Raw genomic sequence first — 14,741 nt, forward strand, 5'->3', positions numbered from 1 at the left:
CCCGCACGCCGGAAGACCAAGGGTTCCTATCCCATGTTAATCAGGGTAGGGTAAGTCGACCCCTAAGGCGAGGCCGAAAGGCGTAGTCGATGGGAAACGGGTTAATATTCCCGTACTTGGTATAATTGCGATGGGGGGACGGAGCAGGCTAAACAAGCATGGCGTTGGTTGTCCATGTGAAAGTGAGTAGGTTGAGAGTTTAGGAAAATCCGGACTCTTAAGACTGAGACACGAGACGAGCACCCAAGGGTGTGAAGTTGTTGATGCCATACTTCCAGGAAAAGCCTCTAAGCTTCAGATTATACCGAATCGTACCCCAAACCGACACAGGTGGTCAGGTAGAGAATACTAAGGCGCTTGAGAGAACTCGGGTGAAGGAACTAGGCAAAATCGTACCGTAACTTCGGGAGAAGGTACGCTCCTATCTGTGATGAGACTTGCTCTCTAAGCGGACGGGAGCCGCAGTGACCAGGTGGCTGGGACTGTTTATTAAAAACACAGCACTGTGCAAAATCGCAAGATGACGTATACGGTGTGACACCTGCCCGGTGCCGGAAGGTTAATTGATGGGGTTAGTTTTCGGACGAAGCTCTTGATCGAAGCCCCGGTAAACGGCGGCCGTAACTATAACGGTCCTAAGGTAGCGAAATTCCTTGTCGGGTAAGTTCCGACCTGCACGAATGGTGTAACCATGGCCACGCTGTCTCCACCCGAGACTCAGTGAAATTGAAATCGCAGTGAAGATGCTGTGTACCCGCGGCTAGACGGAAAGACCCCGTGAACCTTTACTACAGCTTGGCACTGAACATTGAACCTACATGTGTAGGATAGGTGGGAGGCTTTGAAGCAGAGACGCTAGTCTTTGTGGAGCCGTCCTTGAAATACCACCCTTGTAGTTTTGATGTTCTAACGTTGGTCCCTGATCGGGATTACGGACAGTGCCTGGTGGGTAGTTTGACTGGGGCGGTCTCCTCCCAAAGAGTAACGGAGGAGCACGAAGGTTGGCTAAGTACGGTCGGACATCGTACGGTTAGTGTAATGGTAGAAGCCAGCTTAACTGCGAGACAGACACGTCGAGCAGGTACGAAAGTAGGTCATAGTGATCCGGTGGTTCTGAATGGAAGGGCCATCGCTCAACGGATAAAAGGTACTCCGGGGATAACAGGCTGATACCGCCCAAGAGTTCATATCGACGGCGGTGTTTGGCACCTCGATGTCGGCTCATCACATCCTGGGGCTGAAGTCGGTCCCAAGGGTATGGCTGTTCGCCATTTAAAGTGGTACGCGAGCTGGGTTTAGAACGTCGTGAGACAGTTCGGTCCCTATCTGCCGTGGGCGTTTGAGAATTGAGAGGGGTTGCTCCTAGTACGAGAGGACCGGAGTGAACGAACCGCTGGTGTTCGGGTTGTCATGCCAATGGCACTGCCCGGTAGCTACGTTCGGAACTGATAAGCGCTGAAAGCATCTAAGCGCGAAGCAGGCCTCGAGATGAGTTCTCACTAGACTTTTAAAGTCTCTGAAGGGCCGTTGAAGACTACAACGTTGATAGGCAGGGTGTGGAAGTGGTGTGAGCCATTAAGCTAACCTGTACTAATTACCCGTGAGGCTTAACCATACAACGCCAAACGCGTTTTGTGGCAGCGTAACAGACAGAAGTTAGTATACTAAAGTAGATTTACGATTATCAGATTTCCGAATTTTAGTTAATTGCTAAGGTGATTAACAAACAGAATACGCTTGGTGACAATAGCGTTTTGGACCCACCTGACCCCATGCCGAACTCAGTAGTGAAACGAAACAGCGCCGATGATAGTGTGGCATTTGCCATGTGAAAGTAGGACATCGCCAGGCTCCTAATTAGAGAAACCCGATTCGAAAGAGTCGGGTTTTTTGTTGCCTGTAGAAAAATAAAACACCCAACCAAGACCCTACTACTTCTATCCTTGTAGGCGTAGTGTGGCATTCGCCATGTGAAAGTAGGACATCCTACTGCGTAGCGCACCATGGCTCCTAATTAGAGAAACCCGTTGCAGCAATGCAACGGGTTTTTTTCGTATGTGGCGCGATTTTACATCACGCTTTATCCGCGAACAGACACCCCATGGCGCAGGACAAACCTGCTGCTACTTACTATCAAAATGCCAAAGCGTAGGCGTGATTGTATATTTGATTATCACTCACTCTACAACCTAACGAATTTCCACTATATTTACTCTTTGTTGCAATTTTAATCTTGGTTTAGTACCTGAGCTATGTAAAACTATTTGGGATTTTTAAACCTCAATCAGGTGACATGAATGTCTCAAATTAAAGCTTGGAAACTTATAAGCCTGTTTTGTTTGATAAGCTTGCTTATGGGCTGTCAGTCTAAAGAAGAGCAGTTAAAACAAACAATTCAACAATCTATAGAAAAAGCTGAAGTCGAGTTGAGCCAGTTAGGTACTGCGCTTGATAATGGCTCACTTCGCAATGCGACAATACTAAAGCAATACGGAAAGGTTTTAGCTGAGCAACAACCGCAACTGTCTGAGATCGCCCGTGTAATTAGCCTTGATGCGACTCGTGAAGGTGCTATCTACTCAGGCCTTACACAGCGCTTAGCCGACGTAAAGTCTACACACTTAATTCCCCCTTATGAAGATACGCTCCATCAACTTGATTTAATTCGTGATGCAGCAAAACCGTCATTATTTCAAGATGCACTCACTGATCCCATCAATATGCTTGCAGATATGTCGAATGGCACACTTGCTCGCGTTGGGGCAATTAGCGGAGCAGCTGAAGGTGAAAGTGTCGGTAATCAATTAGTGGGTAACCCTAACTATGGTCAATGGCAAACAAATAGTAGCGGCACCAGCTTTTGGGTTTGGTATGGTATGTACCGTATGTTAGGTGATGTATTTGACCGAGTTGAATATGGTCGCTGGAGCCGGCACAGAAAATACAGTTATTACAATGACTACGGTCGTTACCGTTACTCGAGTCCAAAACAGATTAAGGCACAACAAACGGTTGAGACGCGTACTCGTCAGTCTTACCAACGCCAAGGTAAACAATTCACTAGCCCATATGCCACTAAGCGCAGTGGCGCTTCAGGGTTAAGCCGTAGCAGTTATACACCGCCACGCACACGTAGTAGCTATGCTTCTAGCAGTAGTTACAGTAAAAGCTCTGGGTCATTACGTAACAGCTCGAGCAGAACATCACGTGGCATTAGCCGCGGTAAGTAGTGAAAAGAATAACCACCGGAGTTACAACACATGTATGAATTTAATGGAATAACAACTTGGTCGTTGCAAGCTATAGCGATCGACTTTGCAATCATTATCGCTTTATTTGTAAGCTTAAAATTTATTAAAGGTTGGGTGTCTAATTTACACGCCAATGATGAAATTACTGAGCGTGATAACTTTGCATTTGGTATTAGCTTTGCCGCAGGCCTTGTGGCACTTGCGATTGTTCTTAGCGGTGTCAGTAGTGGCGCATTTGCCCCAAGCTTACAACAAGAAGCATTGCAAATGTTAGGTTATGGGGTGATGGCGATTGTGCTTATTAAGCTAGGTCATTTCTTCCAAGATAAAGTGGCGCTTCGCAAAGTTAGCTTGCATGATGAAATTGTAAAAGGCAATGCAACGGCTGCACTCATTGATTTTGGCCATGTAGTGAGTGTGGCTATCGTTATTCGTTCAGCCTTATTTTGGGTGGCGACCGAAGGCTGGCATGGTATTCCAATCGTGATCGCGGCCTTTGCAATTGGCAGCATTGCGATGCTACTGATCAGCCAATATCGAGTGCAGTTATTCAAGCGTACTAATCGCAGTGGTGATTGCCTACAACAAGCGGTTATTGACGGCAACTTAGCGGTGGGTATTCGTTATGCTGGCTTTTTAGTAGGTAGTGCACTGGCATTGACCGCTGCTTCGGGTATTGCTCCTTATGCGGCTGACAACATTGTAGCTAGTTTAGGTTACTGGGCATTGAGCGCAGCAGTGAGTTTAGTTGCCTTCATTTTACTGCATTTAGTGACTATTAAAATCATCTTATCTGGTTGTGATATTTCAGATGAAGTAAATCGCCAGAAGAACGTGGGTGTAGCTGCTATCTCTGCAGCGGTTTCATTTGCGGTTGGTTCGACCATGGCAACCTTATTAGGTGCCTAATTAAGTGTCTACTACAACTACCGCCCCAAGTAGAGCGAATCTGCTTGGGCATGATTTTTTATTAATTACTGTGATGGCCGTACTCGCTGGGTGCGGCCTTATTTATGAATACCTTCTCTCTCATTACGCAGGCCGAGTGTTAGGTTCAGTTGAGAGCGCTATTTATGCTATGATCGGCACCATGATTGTGGCAATGGGGATAGGTGCATTTTTAGCTCGCTGGTTTAAAGATGCATTTACTGCTTTTGCTTGGCTGGAGAGTCTTATTGCTTTGGTTGGCATGGGCTGTATTTTAGCGATTGCTAGCATTATCGCTGTGAGTTATTCATTGCCGCATATCTTCTCCGAAATTTTTAACCTGCCGGCGGACACAGTACTCAATGGTTATGTATTCGAGAAGCTACAAGAATGGTCACGTTTCTTACCTTATGTGTTTGGTCTATTACTTGGGCTATTAATCGGTATGGAGATCCCGCTGATTGCGCGTATTCGCCAGCAAGTATATGGCCGCTTTTTAGAAAATAATGCAGGCACCATCTACGGGGCGGATTATATCGGTGCTGGTGTTGGTGCTGCGATTTGGGTGAGCATCATGCTCGCGATGCCAATTATGCAAGCTGCGGCTTGGACGGCATTGTTTAATATTATTGCCGGTCTGGTATTTTTATGGCGCTATCATCAACATGTTCGTTTTGCTAAGCTACTGTTAGTTTGCCATGTCCTGTTGTTGGTGTTTTTTGCATTTGTGCTTGTACTTGGCACAAGCTGGATGAAAAACCTCAGTAATGTTTTATATAAAGATAAAGTCATTTACTCGCAAGCTACTAAGTATCAGCACTTGGTGTTAACCGAGCGTTTGAGCCGTAATCAGCCGAATGCAATTACCGACCTTTATCTCAATGGTCGTTTACAGTTCTCAAGTGTGGATGAACAAATTTATCATTCAATGCTTGTCTATCCTGCAATGCTCGCCTCAAATCGTCACGACCGCGTATTGATCATCGGTGGTGGTGACGGGCTTGCATTGCGTGATGTTTTGAAGTGGCCAGTAAAGCATGTCACCTTGGTTGATTTAGATGGTCAACTGTTAAACTTATTTGGTAATGATGTGGGCGACTATGATGCGCCAGAAAAGATCAGAACACGCTTAACAACCCTTAATAATCACTCTATGAGTGATCCTCGCGCTGAAATACGCACTGCTGATGCCTTTTTAGAAGTCGAAGCTATGCTGGCAAAAGGTGAGCGTTTTGACACTATTTTAATTGATTTACCAGACCCTAATCACCCCGATCTCAACAAGATGTACAGTGACTATTTTTATAATCATGTGCGTCAGTTGCTCGCGTCTGATGGGGCTGTGGCCGTGCAATCAACATCGCCTTATCATGCAAAGAAAGCCTTTTTGAGTATCGCTAAAACAATGAAAGCCGCAGGCTTTGGTTATGTTGAGCAATACCAACAAAATATCCCTTCATTTGGTCAGTGGGGTTGGACAATCGCGACGACGGCCGGTAAATCAGCAAGCCAACGAATTCGTGAAACTAACGAATTACTCGTGCCATCTCGTTGGGTAAGCAAAGAATATTTATTGGCTTCTTTTGTGTTTCCGAATCATTATTTTGAACAAATAAATACGATTGAAGTCAATAGATTAGGTTCTGGGATCTTGTATGATTATTACCGCCAAGCATGGCAAGTTGAAACTGAATTGTATAAAAATTGATATTTTACAGTTGACATAATATGTCAACTGTGCAAATCTTAACTCAAGACATAATATGTCAAAACGTAAAAGGTGAGACATGGAATTAAATGAACTATCAATCAAATTAGCGTCTTTTGAAACCGAAGGTGTGAGCTTTGAGTCTTTCTTGATTGCCAACCCTGGTGAGCAAGATGTGTTACAAGTTATCGTCGATGGGAATGATGAGTTACCTATCTTTGTTACTCAAACAGAAGAGCAATTACTATGTATTAGCTACCTGTTTGCCGAAAACGAAGTGCAAGCAGATATGCGTAATGAGTTAAACGAAACGTTACTACGTTTAAATGTACCAATTCCATTGAGCGCATTTGCAAAAATTGATGATAAATACGCTATTTTTGGCGCACTATCGGTTAATTCATCGTTTGATGATATTACCCATGAGTTGGTAACACTGGCAGACAATGCGATTGATGCACTTGAAGCCGTGACCATTTATTTAAACGATTAATTAGCAATTTCTGGAGTTAAGATTATGAGTATTTTAAAGAAACTATTTACAGCTGTGCGTGGTGGCGCTCGTGAAGCAGGGCAAGCAATTGTTGATGCAAACGGTATCCGTATTTTTGAACAAGAAATTGCTGATGCACAAAATGCCCTACAACGCGCTAAGAAAAGCCTGACTGAAGTAATGGCAAAAGAGATGCAAACAAAGCGTAAAATTAGCGCATTAGACGCATCAATTGCAGAGCACGAAGCGTATGCAGGTCAAGCACTTGAAAAAGGTAACGAAGCGTTAGCATTAGAAATCGCGGAAAAAATTGGTGATTTTGAAGCTGAGAAAGCTGAAAACGAAGAAGTGTTAGCTGGCTTTAGTAACCACATCGTGCAACTAAAGCAACAAGTTAAAGATGCGGAAAAGTCGATTAAAGAAAATCAGCGCCAATTAACAATGGTTAAAACGACTGAAAGCGTGCAACAGGCAACGATGGCTGTAAACAGCACACTTAATACAAATAGTTCATCAATGACATCTGCACGTGAGTCATTAGAGCGTATTAAGCAGCGTCAACAAGACCGTCAAGACCAGTTAGGTGCGGCTAAGCAATTAGAAGCAGATACTAACGGCGATGATTTAAAAGCGAAAATGGCTGAAGCGGGCATTGGTGATACCAACCCTAAAAGCGCAGATATTTTGGCGCGTATTAAAGCAAAACAAAATAGCTAATCAGTTAACGGAAAGACAAAAGGTAACCCATGCACTGGGTTACCTTTTTTGCTTCAACAAGGAGTCAGCCAATGTTTAACTTTTTCAAATCTAAAAAAACACCGGAGCGTCAACTCACTGAGCCTAGCCAATTGCAAGTTGGTGATATGTTAAGCGTCATAGATTCATTTGCTTATCCGAGCTGGCTAAAGGGGCAAACATTACGTGTTGTTGATGTACAAACTTATCAATATCAACGTAGTGCAGAATACGAGTTGGTACTTGAAAGCGAGTCAGGCCAAGTGGTGTTTTTGCAAATTGAGTCTGATGATGGTGAGCAATGGGCAAACTTTGCGATTAAAATTCAACGCGATGATGTTGATGAGATTTTTACTCTTGATGAGTTCGCTCGTATTTTTGATGAAGACGAATTAACGGCAATTAATGTGCAAAATAGCCCAGAGCGTTTTAGTCACTTTTTAGCATCAAGCTACAAACAAACAGAAGCACCTTATGTATGTTATTTCCATAATAAGGACTACCGCAATAAGCCTTTACCTCGTTATGAAGACGAAGGCGGAGAGCCGTGTGAAATGATCTGTTTAAGCTCAGACGATGAATCACATGGTTTAAATATTGAGGTTTGGGAAGGGGGTGAAACAGAAGTATCACTGACGTTAACCAGACCCATAAGTGATATTGTTGATTTATTTCCTGGGGATGCCAAGTGAGTGATGCAAAAGCCAAGTGGCAGCGTCAGGAGCAAGCAGTTAGAGCCACGCAAATGGCGTTTGATTTAAGCTCTGAAGTGCAAAAATCAATAAAAAAACAAGCCATTGACCAAGAGCTTACCCCATCAGATATGATCCGTAAGATTTTGGAACTGGATGTTAAATCGAAAAAAACCAGACAGCGTTTATCGTTTAACTTAAATGATGAAGAGATTGCCTTATTAGCAGAGCGGTTTGGAGTTGCTGCTGATGATAAGCGCGCAGTGAAACAACAAGTTGCTGAGTTACTGATTGCACACAGTAAAAAAAGCTAAGGTTTTGCCTTTACTTCTTTAAGCCCTTACACTGAGAAAAGATGTTTTAACGAAGTGGCATAACTGTGGATATTATTTTACTTGCTTATTTAGTTATTTTTGCATTATTTGGCACCGCGGCAAGTTACTTTGTACGTTACATTTACGCTTACTGGGTGCATAACACGATGCACATAAAATACATTTATAAGGCCGGTATTTGCATCATCAGTGTGGTGATAATATCCGGCCTTATTGCATTATTTACTTAATCTCGATGGCTTGGCAGTGCTGTGAAATACACAGCGACTGTACAGGCAATACAGGCGAGCAATCATTCACAGTTAAAGACTGTTCAGCGTCTTTTTCTGCCATTGTAATTCGTTCGGCAAGTTGCTCAGCCTGTTCTTGCGCTGTGTTTAAGGTTGAATAAACAACGTAGCGGCTTGGCCCTCCACATGCTCGCTCTCCAACTTCTAATACCTTGCACTGGAAAGTTGCTGTACAGCTATTGTTGCTCGCTAACTCGTTCAATTGTTCATTTAAATCGCTTAAATCAACCTTACTAGAATTGCTTGATGTTGTTGTTTCACAACCTGTTAATGCTATTACCGCAAATATACCAGTAGTAATGAAAAGTTTTTTTAACGTTGAACGAACCATTATTGCTTATTCCTTAGTACACACTTTGCGCAGAGCCATCGATTTTAACACAAGTGTTATTAGAACACTGCGTACTGGGCGTGGTTAAATGCTGACAAATACTCATCATGTCGTTCACGGCGTTAAATCGTTTTTCAAGGGCTGTGATGTCTTTTGCAAGTTTTTCAACTTCCGCTGTGTCAGCTGTTTTGGTCGAATAAACAATAAAGCTACTAGGGCCACCACAGGCTCGGCTACCAACAGGTAATACTTTACATTGGCTGCTGTTATCACAGCGAGGGTCATCAATAAGTTGATTTAGTTGTTCATGTGTAGACTTAATCGTGGCTTGGTCTGGCGCAATTTTGTTAACATCAACAGCTGATTTTTTTACTTCAACGGTTTTTTGAGTATCAATAACTTTATTGCGATTGCTTGTAGTTTCGGCTTGCTCATTAATGACTGCATCCGAGCAGGCAGTGAGTAAAACAGGAAATAAAATAGCCAATAGAGGATAGCGCATAACATACCTAAAAATCGTTGAATAAGTACTCACTATCATACACATTGCTCAAAGTGGGGCAATAAAAACGTTAGCTTTCAGTAAGTAGCTCTGTATTTACAGAGCTACAGTAAGATGAAAGTTTTATACCGCTCCACAATAAGTAGTTATTACAAACCACCTTGGGTTAGTTTGGCAGGGTTAAGTAACTCGCTCAGTTCTTCGCGCGAAATATCAGTATGCTCTGCAGCAACATCAATAATTGGACGGCCCTCTTGGTAAGCTAATTTGGCAATTTTTGCTGCTTTGCTATAGCCGATCACCGGATTGAGCGCGGTAACCAGAATAGGGTTTTTTGCGAGAGCTTTATCAACATTGCTTTGGTTTACTGTAAAGCTGGCAATCGCTTTGTCTGCAAGAGCTTCACTGCTATTGGCAAGCAGTTCGATACTTTGCAGAATATTTAAGGCAATCACAGGTAGCATCACATTGAGCTCAAAGTTACCCGCTTGGCCAGCTACCGTTATGGTGGCATCATTACCAATTACTTGTGCGCTGACCATAGCCGCAGCTTCTGGGATCACAGGGTTTACTTTACCTGGCATAATTGAAGAACCTGGCTGTAAGGCTTCAAGCTCAATTTCACCCAGACCTGCAAGTGGGCCTGAGTTCATCCAGCGTAAGTCATTGGCTATTTTCATTTGTGCTACTGCTAAGACCTTGAGCTGGCCTGATAACGCAACGATGGCGTCTTGTGAACCAATGTTATAAAAAAAGTTTTTGCTAGGGCTAAAGCGAATTCCTACATTCTCACTTAAATGCTGACAAAATTCACTGGCAAAGGCTGGGTCGGCATTAATGCCGGTACCAACGGCTGTACCACCTTGCGCAAGTTCACAAACTCGTTCGAGTGCTTGGCGAATGCCAGCCATTGCATGATCCACTTGTAGCTGCCATGCAGCGAGTGTTTGGGCAAAACTCACAGGCATAGCATCCATTAAGTGTGTGCGGCCGGTTTTCACAATATGGCCCACTTCGGCTTGTTTATTTTGTAGGCTTTGACTGAGCTTATCGAGTTTAGGAAACAGTTCATAAATGATATTAATGGCGCTACTTACTGCAATAGCCGTAGGGATCACATCATTTGAGCTTTGTCCCATATTCACATCGTCATTAGGATGAATAGTTTCGTCTGCTAATTTACTGGCTAGGGTGGCAATTACTTCATTGGCATTCATATTCGAGCTGGTACCAGAACCAGTTTGGAATACATCAACAGGAAACTCTGAAAAATGTTTACCGTCGATAATCGCTTGGCATGCTTGCTCAATGGCTTTAGCTTTGCTTTGGCTTAAATGGCCTAATGCTGCATTACTTTGCGCAGCAGCTTGTTTTATATAAGCGAGGGCGGTGATAAATTGCTTAGGCATGGCTAAGCCACTAATTTGAAAATTGTTGATAGCGCGTTGCGTTTGAGCTTGATACAAGGCATTGGTAGGGACTTGTAACTCACCCATGCTATCTGATTCGGTTCTAAATTGGCTCATAAACACTCCTAAATCGGGTTAAATTCTTGGCTGAGAAGGTACGCTTCTCGCTCCAAACTGAAATACTTTTCAATACAGTTATGAGTTTTGTAGTAACGCTTTAGTGCAAGTTGCGGCTTGTAAAGTTGAGCTAAACATTGTTTACGAATTGCATTATGTATTAATGAATCACATATTTTTTCAAGTAGCTCATGAAAAGTACGCCTTAAATAAAGCTCTTGTAAAATAAAATTGTGGTGCTTTTCGTAATAGCGTGCAACGTTTAAGCCCGCTTCAACATAGTTAGCAACAAGTGCTGGGGCGTGTAACCCAGGTCTTTGGCAAACACATTTCATTTGCCATTGATAATGGAGCATAGCATTGTGAGAGCGCATAGAAAAACCGATTAACTGTAATGATAATTGTTATCATTACAGTTAATCGGTTTTAGTGCAAGTTTTATGTAGAGTTATAAAGCTTGAAGTGATTAACTGTTTTGGTTTAATTGTAGCCAAGAATAAAAATCTGGTCTGTTTCATGTTTTTTCGGCGCCTGTACATTTTCTTTATTACATTGAGAAAGAAGGTCGATTACAGTTGCTCTGTCGTCACAACTTGTTAAGGCGGCTTTTTCGCTTTCTGCTCGCTCACTGGCGGCAAGTGCTGCATCCACAGCGGTGTAGGGTGAAATATACATAATGTATCTCCAGTTGGTTAATTCATAGAATAAGTAGCATAAGCTGTACCAGTCTTAATAAAAGTACTTAACCCAATGAAAGTATTGAATTTATAACTTTAAGCTATAAATTACCCGCGACTTTACGGGTTATTTTTGCTTTACTGTTGTGCACTGATTACCAAACATGGTGCACTAATTTGTATGGATAAACCCTTCTCTCAAGCCTGTGAAAACAACAAATTACCTATTTTAAACGTATTAGGAGCGTTCTTCTCGGATGTGACGGATGTATTAGAGGTCGGCTCTGGTACTGGGCAACATAGTGTGCATTTTGCAACGCATTTAGCACATTTACAGTGGCATTGTAGTGATCGCGAGATTAATCACCCTGGGATTTTACAGTGGCATCAGGAAGCTGCGCTGACAAACTTGCATGCGCCATTAACACTCGACCTCAATGATCCTTGGCCTGTTGAAACAGTGAATGCTATTTTTACGGCGAATACCATGCATATTATAAGCTGGTCACTGGTGGAGCGTTTTTTCCAAGGTGTAGCGAAGCATTTAGCGCCGAAAGGTAAATTATGTATTTATGGACCATTTAAGTACCAAGGTAAGTATACCAGTGCCAGTAATGCTGAGTTTGATGCTTTTTTAAAACAGCAAGATGCAAATAGTGCCATTCGTGATTTTGAAGCGATTTGCCAACTTGCAGAGCAAGCTGGCTTAACCCTTGTTGAAGATATGCAAATGCCAGCGAATAACCAATTATTGCTGTTTAAAAGGCAGTAAGCTTTCGCATTGGGCTTTATAGAGCGCCATATGTTGGCGCTCTCTAATAATAAAATCACTAATGGCTGCTGCAAAATCACCGTGCTGAATATGATGCAGTGAATAAGTATTTACGGGCTTAAAACCGCGACTTATTTTATGCTCACCTTGCGCGCCAGAATGAAACTGTTTAAGTTTGTTGGTAATGCAGTACTCAATGCCTTGGTAATAGCAAAGCTCAAAGTGCAAACTATCGAGCTCATAATTTGTTCCCCAGTATCGACCATATAAACAGTTCTGATCTTTAAAACTGAGTGTAGCAGCAATCACCTCTCCTTGATACTTAGCGAACATTAACACCAGTTTGTCGGCCATGTTTTGCTGTAACAACTCGAAAAAGGCGCTGTTCAAATAACCATTGTGGCCTGAGCGTTTTAAATAGGTTTGGCGGTAAAAATGACTAAATTGCTGCATGTGCTGTTTGCTGATGTCAGCACCTTCAAGCCATTCTACGGCTATCTGCTGTTCAGTTATTTTAGCGCGTTCTTTTTTGAGCGACTTACGCTTTCTTGCGGTGAGTGAAGCTAAAAAGTCCTCAAAGCAATTATAGCCTTCATTAAACCACTGAAACTGCACGCCATGACGTTGCATTACTGTGTCGCTAGTCAAAGCATTAGCTTGCTGTTGATGGCAAAAATTTATATGCCACCCAGACCAGCCTAACTGCGTTGTGGTTGCTGTGAGTACACCATCAATGTAGGCATAGATATCAGCGGGGTTATCGTGATTTATACCAATTCTTTGTCCTGCAATTGGGGTAAATGGCACGCCACACAGCCATTTAGGGTAGTAATCTAGGCCATGTTGTTGATAGGCTTCAGCCCAAGCCCAGTCAAATACATACTCACCATAAGAGTGATATTTTAGATACCCTGGTAGTAAAGCAACGACTTGCTCATGCTGGTAAATTGCCAAGTACATGGGTTGCCAGCCGGACTCTTCACTCACACAGCCACTTTGCTCTAGGGCAGCTAGAAATGTGTGATCAGTAAAGGGCGTATCATCAAAAAATGATTGCCAAAGAGCGGCATCAATCTCGCTTATTTGATTAAACCAGCGGTGGTTAAATTCACTCATCGCGCAGCCGATTCAATATCGTTGATAAAGTCGTTGATATGCATAGCGAGCTTATCGAAATAAGGGTTAAATGTAAGCCGTGCAAAGGGTTTATGTTTTGCTAAATTGGCCTCTGTGCGCTCTCCGAAAACAATATTTTCCTGATACTTACAGGCTTTATACAAGGTGTCATTATCTAAATAGCTACCACAATTACGATAATAGGCGTGCTGACCGTAATAAGGGTTACTAGGTTTATTAACGATGCCTATATGTGACATACCTTGTATCTTTTTACAGGTCTCGTTGTCGCAGTCATCACGGATAATTTCGTAATCAGTCGGAAAGTTAGTTGGAATATTGCTATCGTCGCCATAATAAATAAGGCGATCTAATTTATTCTTTATGCGCTTTTTAGGATCATGTAAAGCGGCCAGAAGTTTAAAAGTAACTTGGTTATCAATAGTGGTATCAATGTCACTAAAGGTACTGAATAACGCGATATTTGGTAATTGACGTGGTGCAAGTTCATCAATATTGATGCGACTCATGGCTTGATGACTTGCTGTTGCTGCACTAAATGGGAATGACTCATATTTTGCGAAGTCGAGATCAGCATCTTTATCAATCCAGTTAACAAAAGGTATAGCGTCAATCCATTTGGCTAGCCAACCATTTTTATTATGGGGTTCTGTGGCTAGTGAAAATAGCATAGCGGCTAAAATTTTGTCATTGGTAGGGCCTTGCGTTAAATAATCAATCACCAGTGCCGCCCCTGTTGAATAACCTCCTAGTATGACCTGATCAAAATCTTTCAATGTGCGCTCAATAGCGTAGATGCTTGCTGTTCGCCAGTCATCGGCATCAATGTCCTTCAGAGCTGCGGGAGCGGTACCATGACCAGGTAGTAAAATTGTGCGTACCGTATAACCTTGCTGGTAATAGACCTGTGCAAGATCGTGATAGGTAAAGGGTGAATCGGTTAAACCATGAATTAATAGTACCGCCTTGCGGCTATCGTCATGTTTTAGTTCAAACGGGCTTATTAAGTCGGCAATAGTGGCGTTTTCAGGTCGCGATCCTTGTGCAACCAGTTGTAGATACGTGTCGGTATAAACAGGACATGGCAAGTTTGCGCGGGGGTTTTCGCTGCTGATTTGTAAATAAGCAGCGGTTAAATAGTCACTAAATGCCTGCTCGGTATTAAAGCTAAAAGTACTTTGTGTTCGAGGTAGCGGTTCTCTATATAACCCTTCGCGCTTACTTTTCATCATCAGTGCTTGGTCTTCAAGCTGAGTAAGGCAGGTTTGTTGCTGCGCCATTAATGAGCTGCTAAATAGTCCACTGATGGCCAAAGAGATAGCAACTAAGTTGATGAATTTCATATTTTAAGCGTCCTTTTAAAGC

16 protein-coding genes and 2 rRNA genes (1 of these 18 cut by a window edge) are annotated in these 14,741 nt (G+C 42.8%); 11 read left to right on the forward strand and 7 right to left on the reverse strand.

Annotation, left to right across the window (positions count from 1 at the left end; genetic code table 11):
• From L0Z67_RS00335 to L0Z67_RS00380, 10 genes are all read left to right on the forward strand, one after another.
• Positions 1 to 1,615 (forward strand): 23S ribosomal RNA (locus tag L0Z67_RS00335); it begins 1,270 nt to the left of the window's first position.
• 121 nt (positions 1,616 to 1,736) lie between these two features.
• A 5S ribosomal RNA gene (rrf, locus tag L0Z67_RS00340) occupies positions 1,737 to 1,851 on the forward strand.
• 446 nt (positions 1,852 to 2,297) lie between these two features.
• Positions 2,298 to 3,230: a CHAD domain-containing protein gene (locus L0Z67_RS00345; RefSeq protein ID WP_193988082.1), complete on the forward strand. Its 933-nt coding sequence runs from the start codon at positions 2,298 to 2,300 to the stop codon at positions 3,228 to 3,230.
• Positions 3,231 to 3,260: 30 nt separating this feature from the next.
• Positions 3,261 to 4,160, forward strand: a complete 900-nt coding sequence (locus tag L0Z67_RS00350) for a DUF350 domain-containing protein (protein ID WP_237114659.1) — start codon at positions 3,261 to 3,263, stop codon at positions 4,158 to 4,160.
• A 73-nt stretch (positions 4,161 to 4,233) separates the two neighbouring features.
• Positions 4,234 to 5,886 (forward strand): polyamine aminopropyltransferase, encoded by a 1,653-nt coding sequence (locus L0Z67_RS00355; RefSeq protein ID WP_405128699.1) that lies wholly within the window; start codon positions 4,234 to 4,236, stop codon positions 5,884 to 5,886.
• 79 nt (positions 5,887 to 5,965) lie between these two features.
• Positions 5,966 to 6,379 (forward strand): YjfI family protein, encoded by a 414-nt coding sequence (locus L0Z67_RS00360; RefSeq protein WP_062569423.1) that lies wholly within the window; start codon positions 5,966 to 5,968, stop codon positions 6,377 to 6,379.
• Positions 6,380 to 6,403: 24 nt separating this feature from the next.
• Positions 6,404 to 7,096 carry a PspA/IM30 family protein gene (locus tag L0Z67_RS00365; protein ID WP_062569424.1) on the forward strand — a complete coding sequence of 231 codons (693 nt, stop codon included), beginning with the start codon at positions 6,404 to 6,406 and terminating at the stop codon, positions 7,094 to 7,096.
• Between the two features lie 71 nt (positions 7,097 to 7,167).
• The gene (locus L0Z67_RS00370; protein ID WP_062569425.1) at positions 7,168 to 7,806 is read left to right on the forward strand and encodes a hypothetical protein; all 639 of its coding nucleotides are present in this window, start codon (positions 7,168 to 7,170) and stop codon (positions 7,804 to 7,806) included.
• Positions 7,803 to 8,120: a hypothetical protein gene (locus tag L0Z67_RS00375; protein WP_062569426.1), complete on the forward strand. Its 318-nt coding sequence runs from the start codon at positions 7,803 to 7,805 to the stop codon at positions 8,118 to 8,120. Before L0Z67_RS00370 ends, L0Z67_RS00375 begins: the two co-directional genes overlap by 4 nt.
• A gap of 65 nt (positions 8,121 to 8,185) precedes the next feature.
• Positions 8,186 to 8,371, forward strand: coding sequence for a hypothetical protein (locus L0Z67_RS00380; RefSeq protein WP_062569427.1), 186 nt, complete (start codon positions 8,186 to 8,188; stop codon positions 8,369 to 8,371).
• Here the strand turns inward: L0Z67_RS00380 and L0Z67_RS00385 are convergent.
• The 5 genes from L0Z67_RS00385 to L0Z67_RS00405 all read right to left on the reverse strand — a co-directional run bounded on the left by L0Z67_RS00385 (position 8,364) and on the right by L0Z67_RS00405 (position 11,465).
• Positions 8,364 to 8,762: a hypothetical protein gene (locus L0Z67_RS00385; RefSeq protein ID WP_062569428.1), complete on the reverse strand. Its 399-nt coding sequence runs from the start codon at positions 8,760 to 8,762 to the stop codon at positions 8,364 to 8,366. The genes L0Z67_RS00380 and L0Z67_RS00385 overlap by 8 nt on opposite strands.
• Positions 8,763 to 8,775: 13 nt before the next feature.
• Positions 8,776 to 9,264: a hypothetical protein gene (locus L0Z67_RS00390; protein WP_062569429.1), complete on the reverse strand. Its 489-nt coding sequence runs from the start codon at positions 9,262 to 9,264 to the stop codon at positions 8,776 to 8,778.
• Between the two features lie 149 nt (positions 9,265 to 9,413).
• Entirely contained in the window at positions 9,414 to 10,790 is a 1,377-nt protein-coding gene (locus L0Z67_RS00395; protein ID WP_405128339.1) for a class II fumarate hydratase, read from the reverse strand.
• A gap of 8 nt (positions 10,791 to 10,798) precedes the next feature.
• Positions 10,799 to 11,164: a hypothetical protein gene (locus L0Z67_RS00400; RefSeq protein WP_405128340.1), complete on the reverse strand. Its 366-nt coding sequence runs from the start codon at positions 11,162 to 11,164 to the stop codon at positions 10,799 to 10,801.
• A gap of 106 nt (positions 11,165 to 11,270) precedes the next feature.
• Positions 11,271 to 11,465: a hypothetical protein gene (locus L0Z67_RS00405; RefSeq protein ID WP_054554610.1), complete on the reverse strand. Its 195-nt coding sequence runs from the start codon at positions 11,463 to 11,465 to the stop codon at positions 11,271 to 11,273.
• Positions 11,466 to 11,648: 183 nt separating this feature from the next.
• Between L0Z67_RS00405 and L0Z67_RS00410 the strand changes: the two genes are divergently transcribed.
• Positions 11,649 to 12,239 carry a DUF938 domain-containing protein gene (locus L0Z67_RS00410; RefSeq protein ID WP_405128341.1) on the forward strand — a complete coding sequence of 197 codons (591 nt, stop codon included), beginning with the start codon at positions 11,649 to 11,651 and terminating at the stop codon, positions 12,237 to 12,239.
• Here L0Z67_RS00410 and L0Z67_RS00415 read toward each other — a convergent pair.
• Positions 12,216 to 13,355 (reverse strand): GNAT family N-acetyltransferase, encoded by a 1,140-nt coding sequence (locus tag L0Z67_RS00415; protein ID WP_237128294.1) that lies wholly within the window; start codon positions 13,353 to 13,355, stop codon positions 12,216 to 12,218. The genes L0Z67_RS00410 and L0Z67_RS00415 overlap by 24 nt on opposite strands.
• A complete protein-coding gene (locus L0Z67_RS00420; protein WP_405128342.1) occupies positions 13,352 to 14,719 on the reverse strand; it encodes an alpha/beta hydrolase in 1,368 nt (455 codons plus the stop codon). The genes L0Z67_RS00415 and L0Z67_RS00420 overlap by 4 nt, the downstream gene beginning before the upstream one ends.
• Between the last annotated feature and the right edge of the window lie 22 nt (positions 14,720 to 14,741).

This window comes from Pseudoalteromonas sp. PB2-1 (genome assembly GCF_045040605.1).
Classification (GTDB): domain Bacteria; phylum Pseudomonadota; class Gammaproteobacteria; order Enterobacterales; family Alteromonadaceae; genus Pseudoalteromonas; species Pseudoalteromonas arabiensis.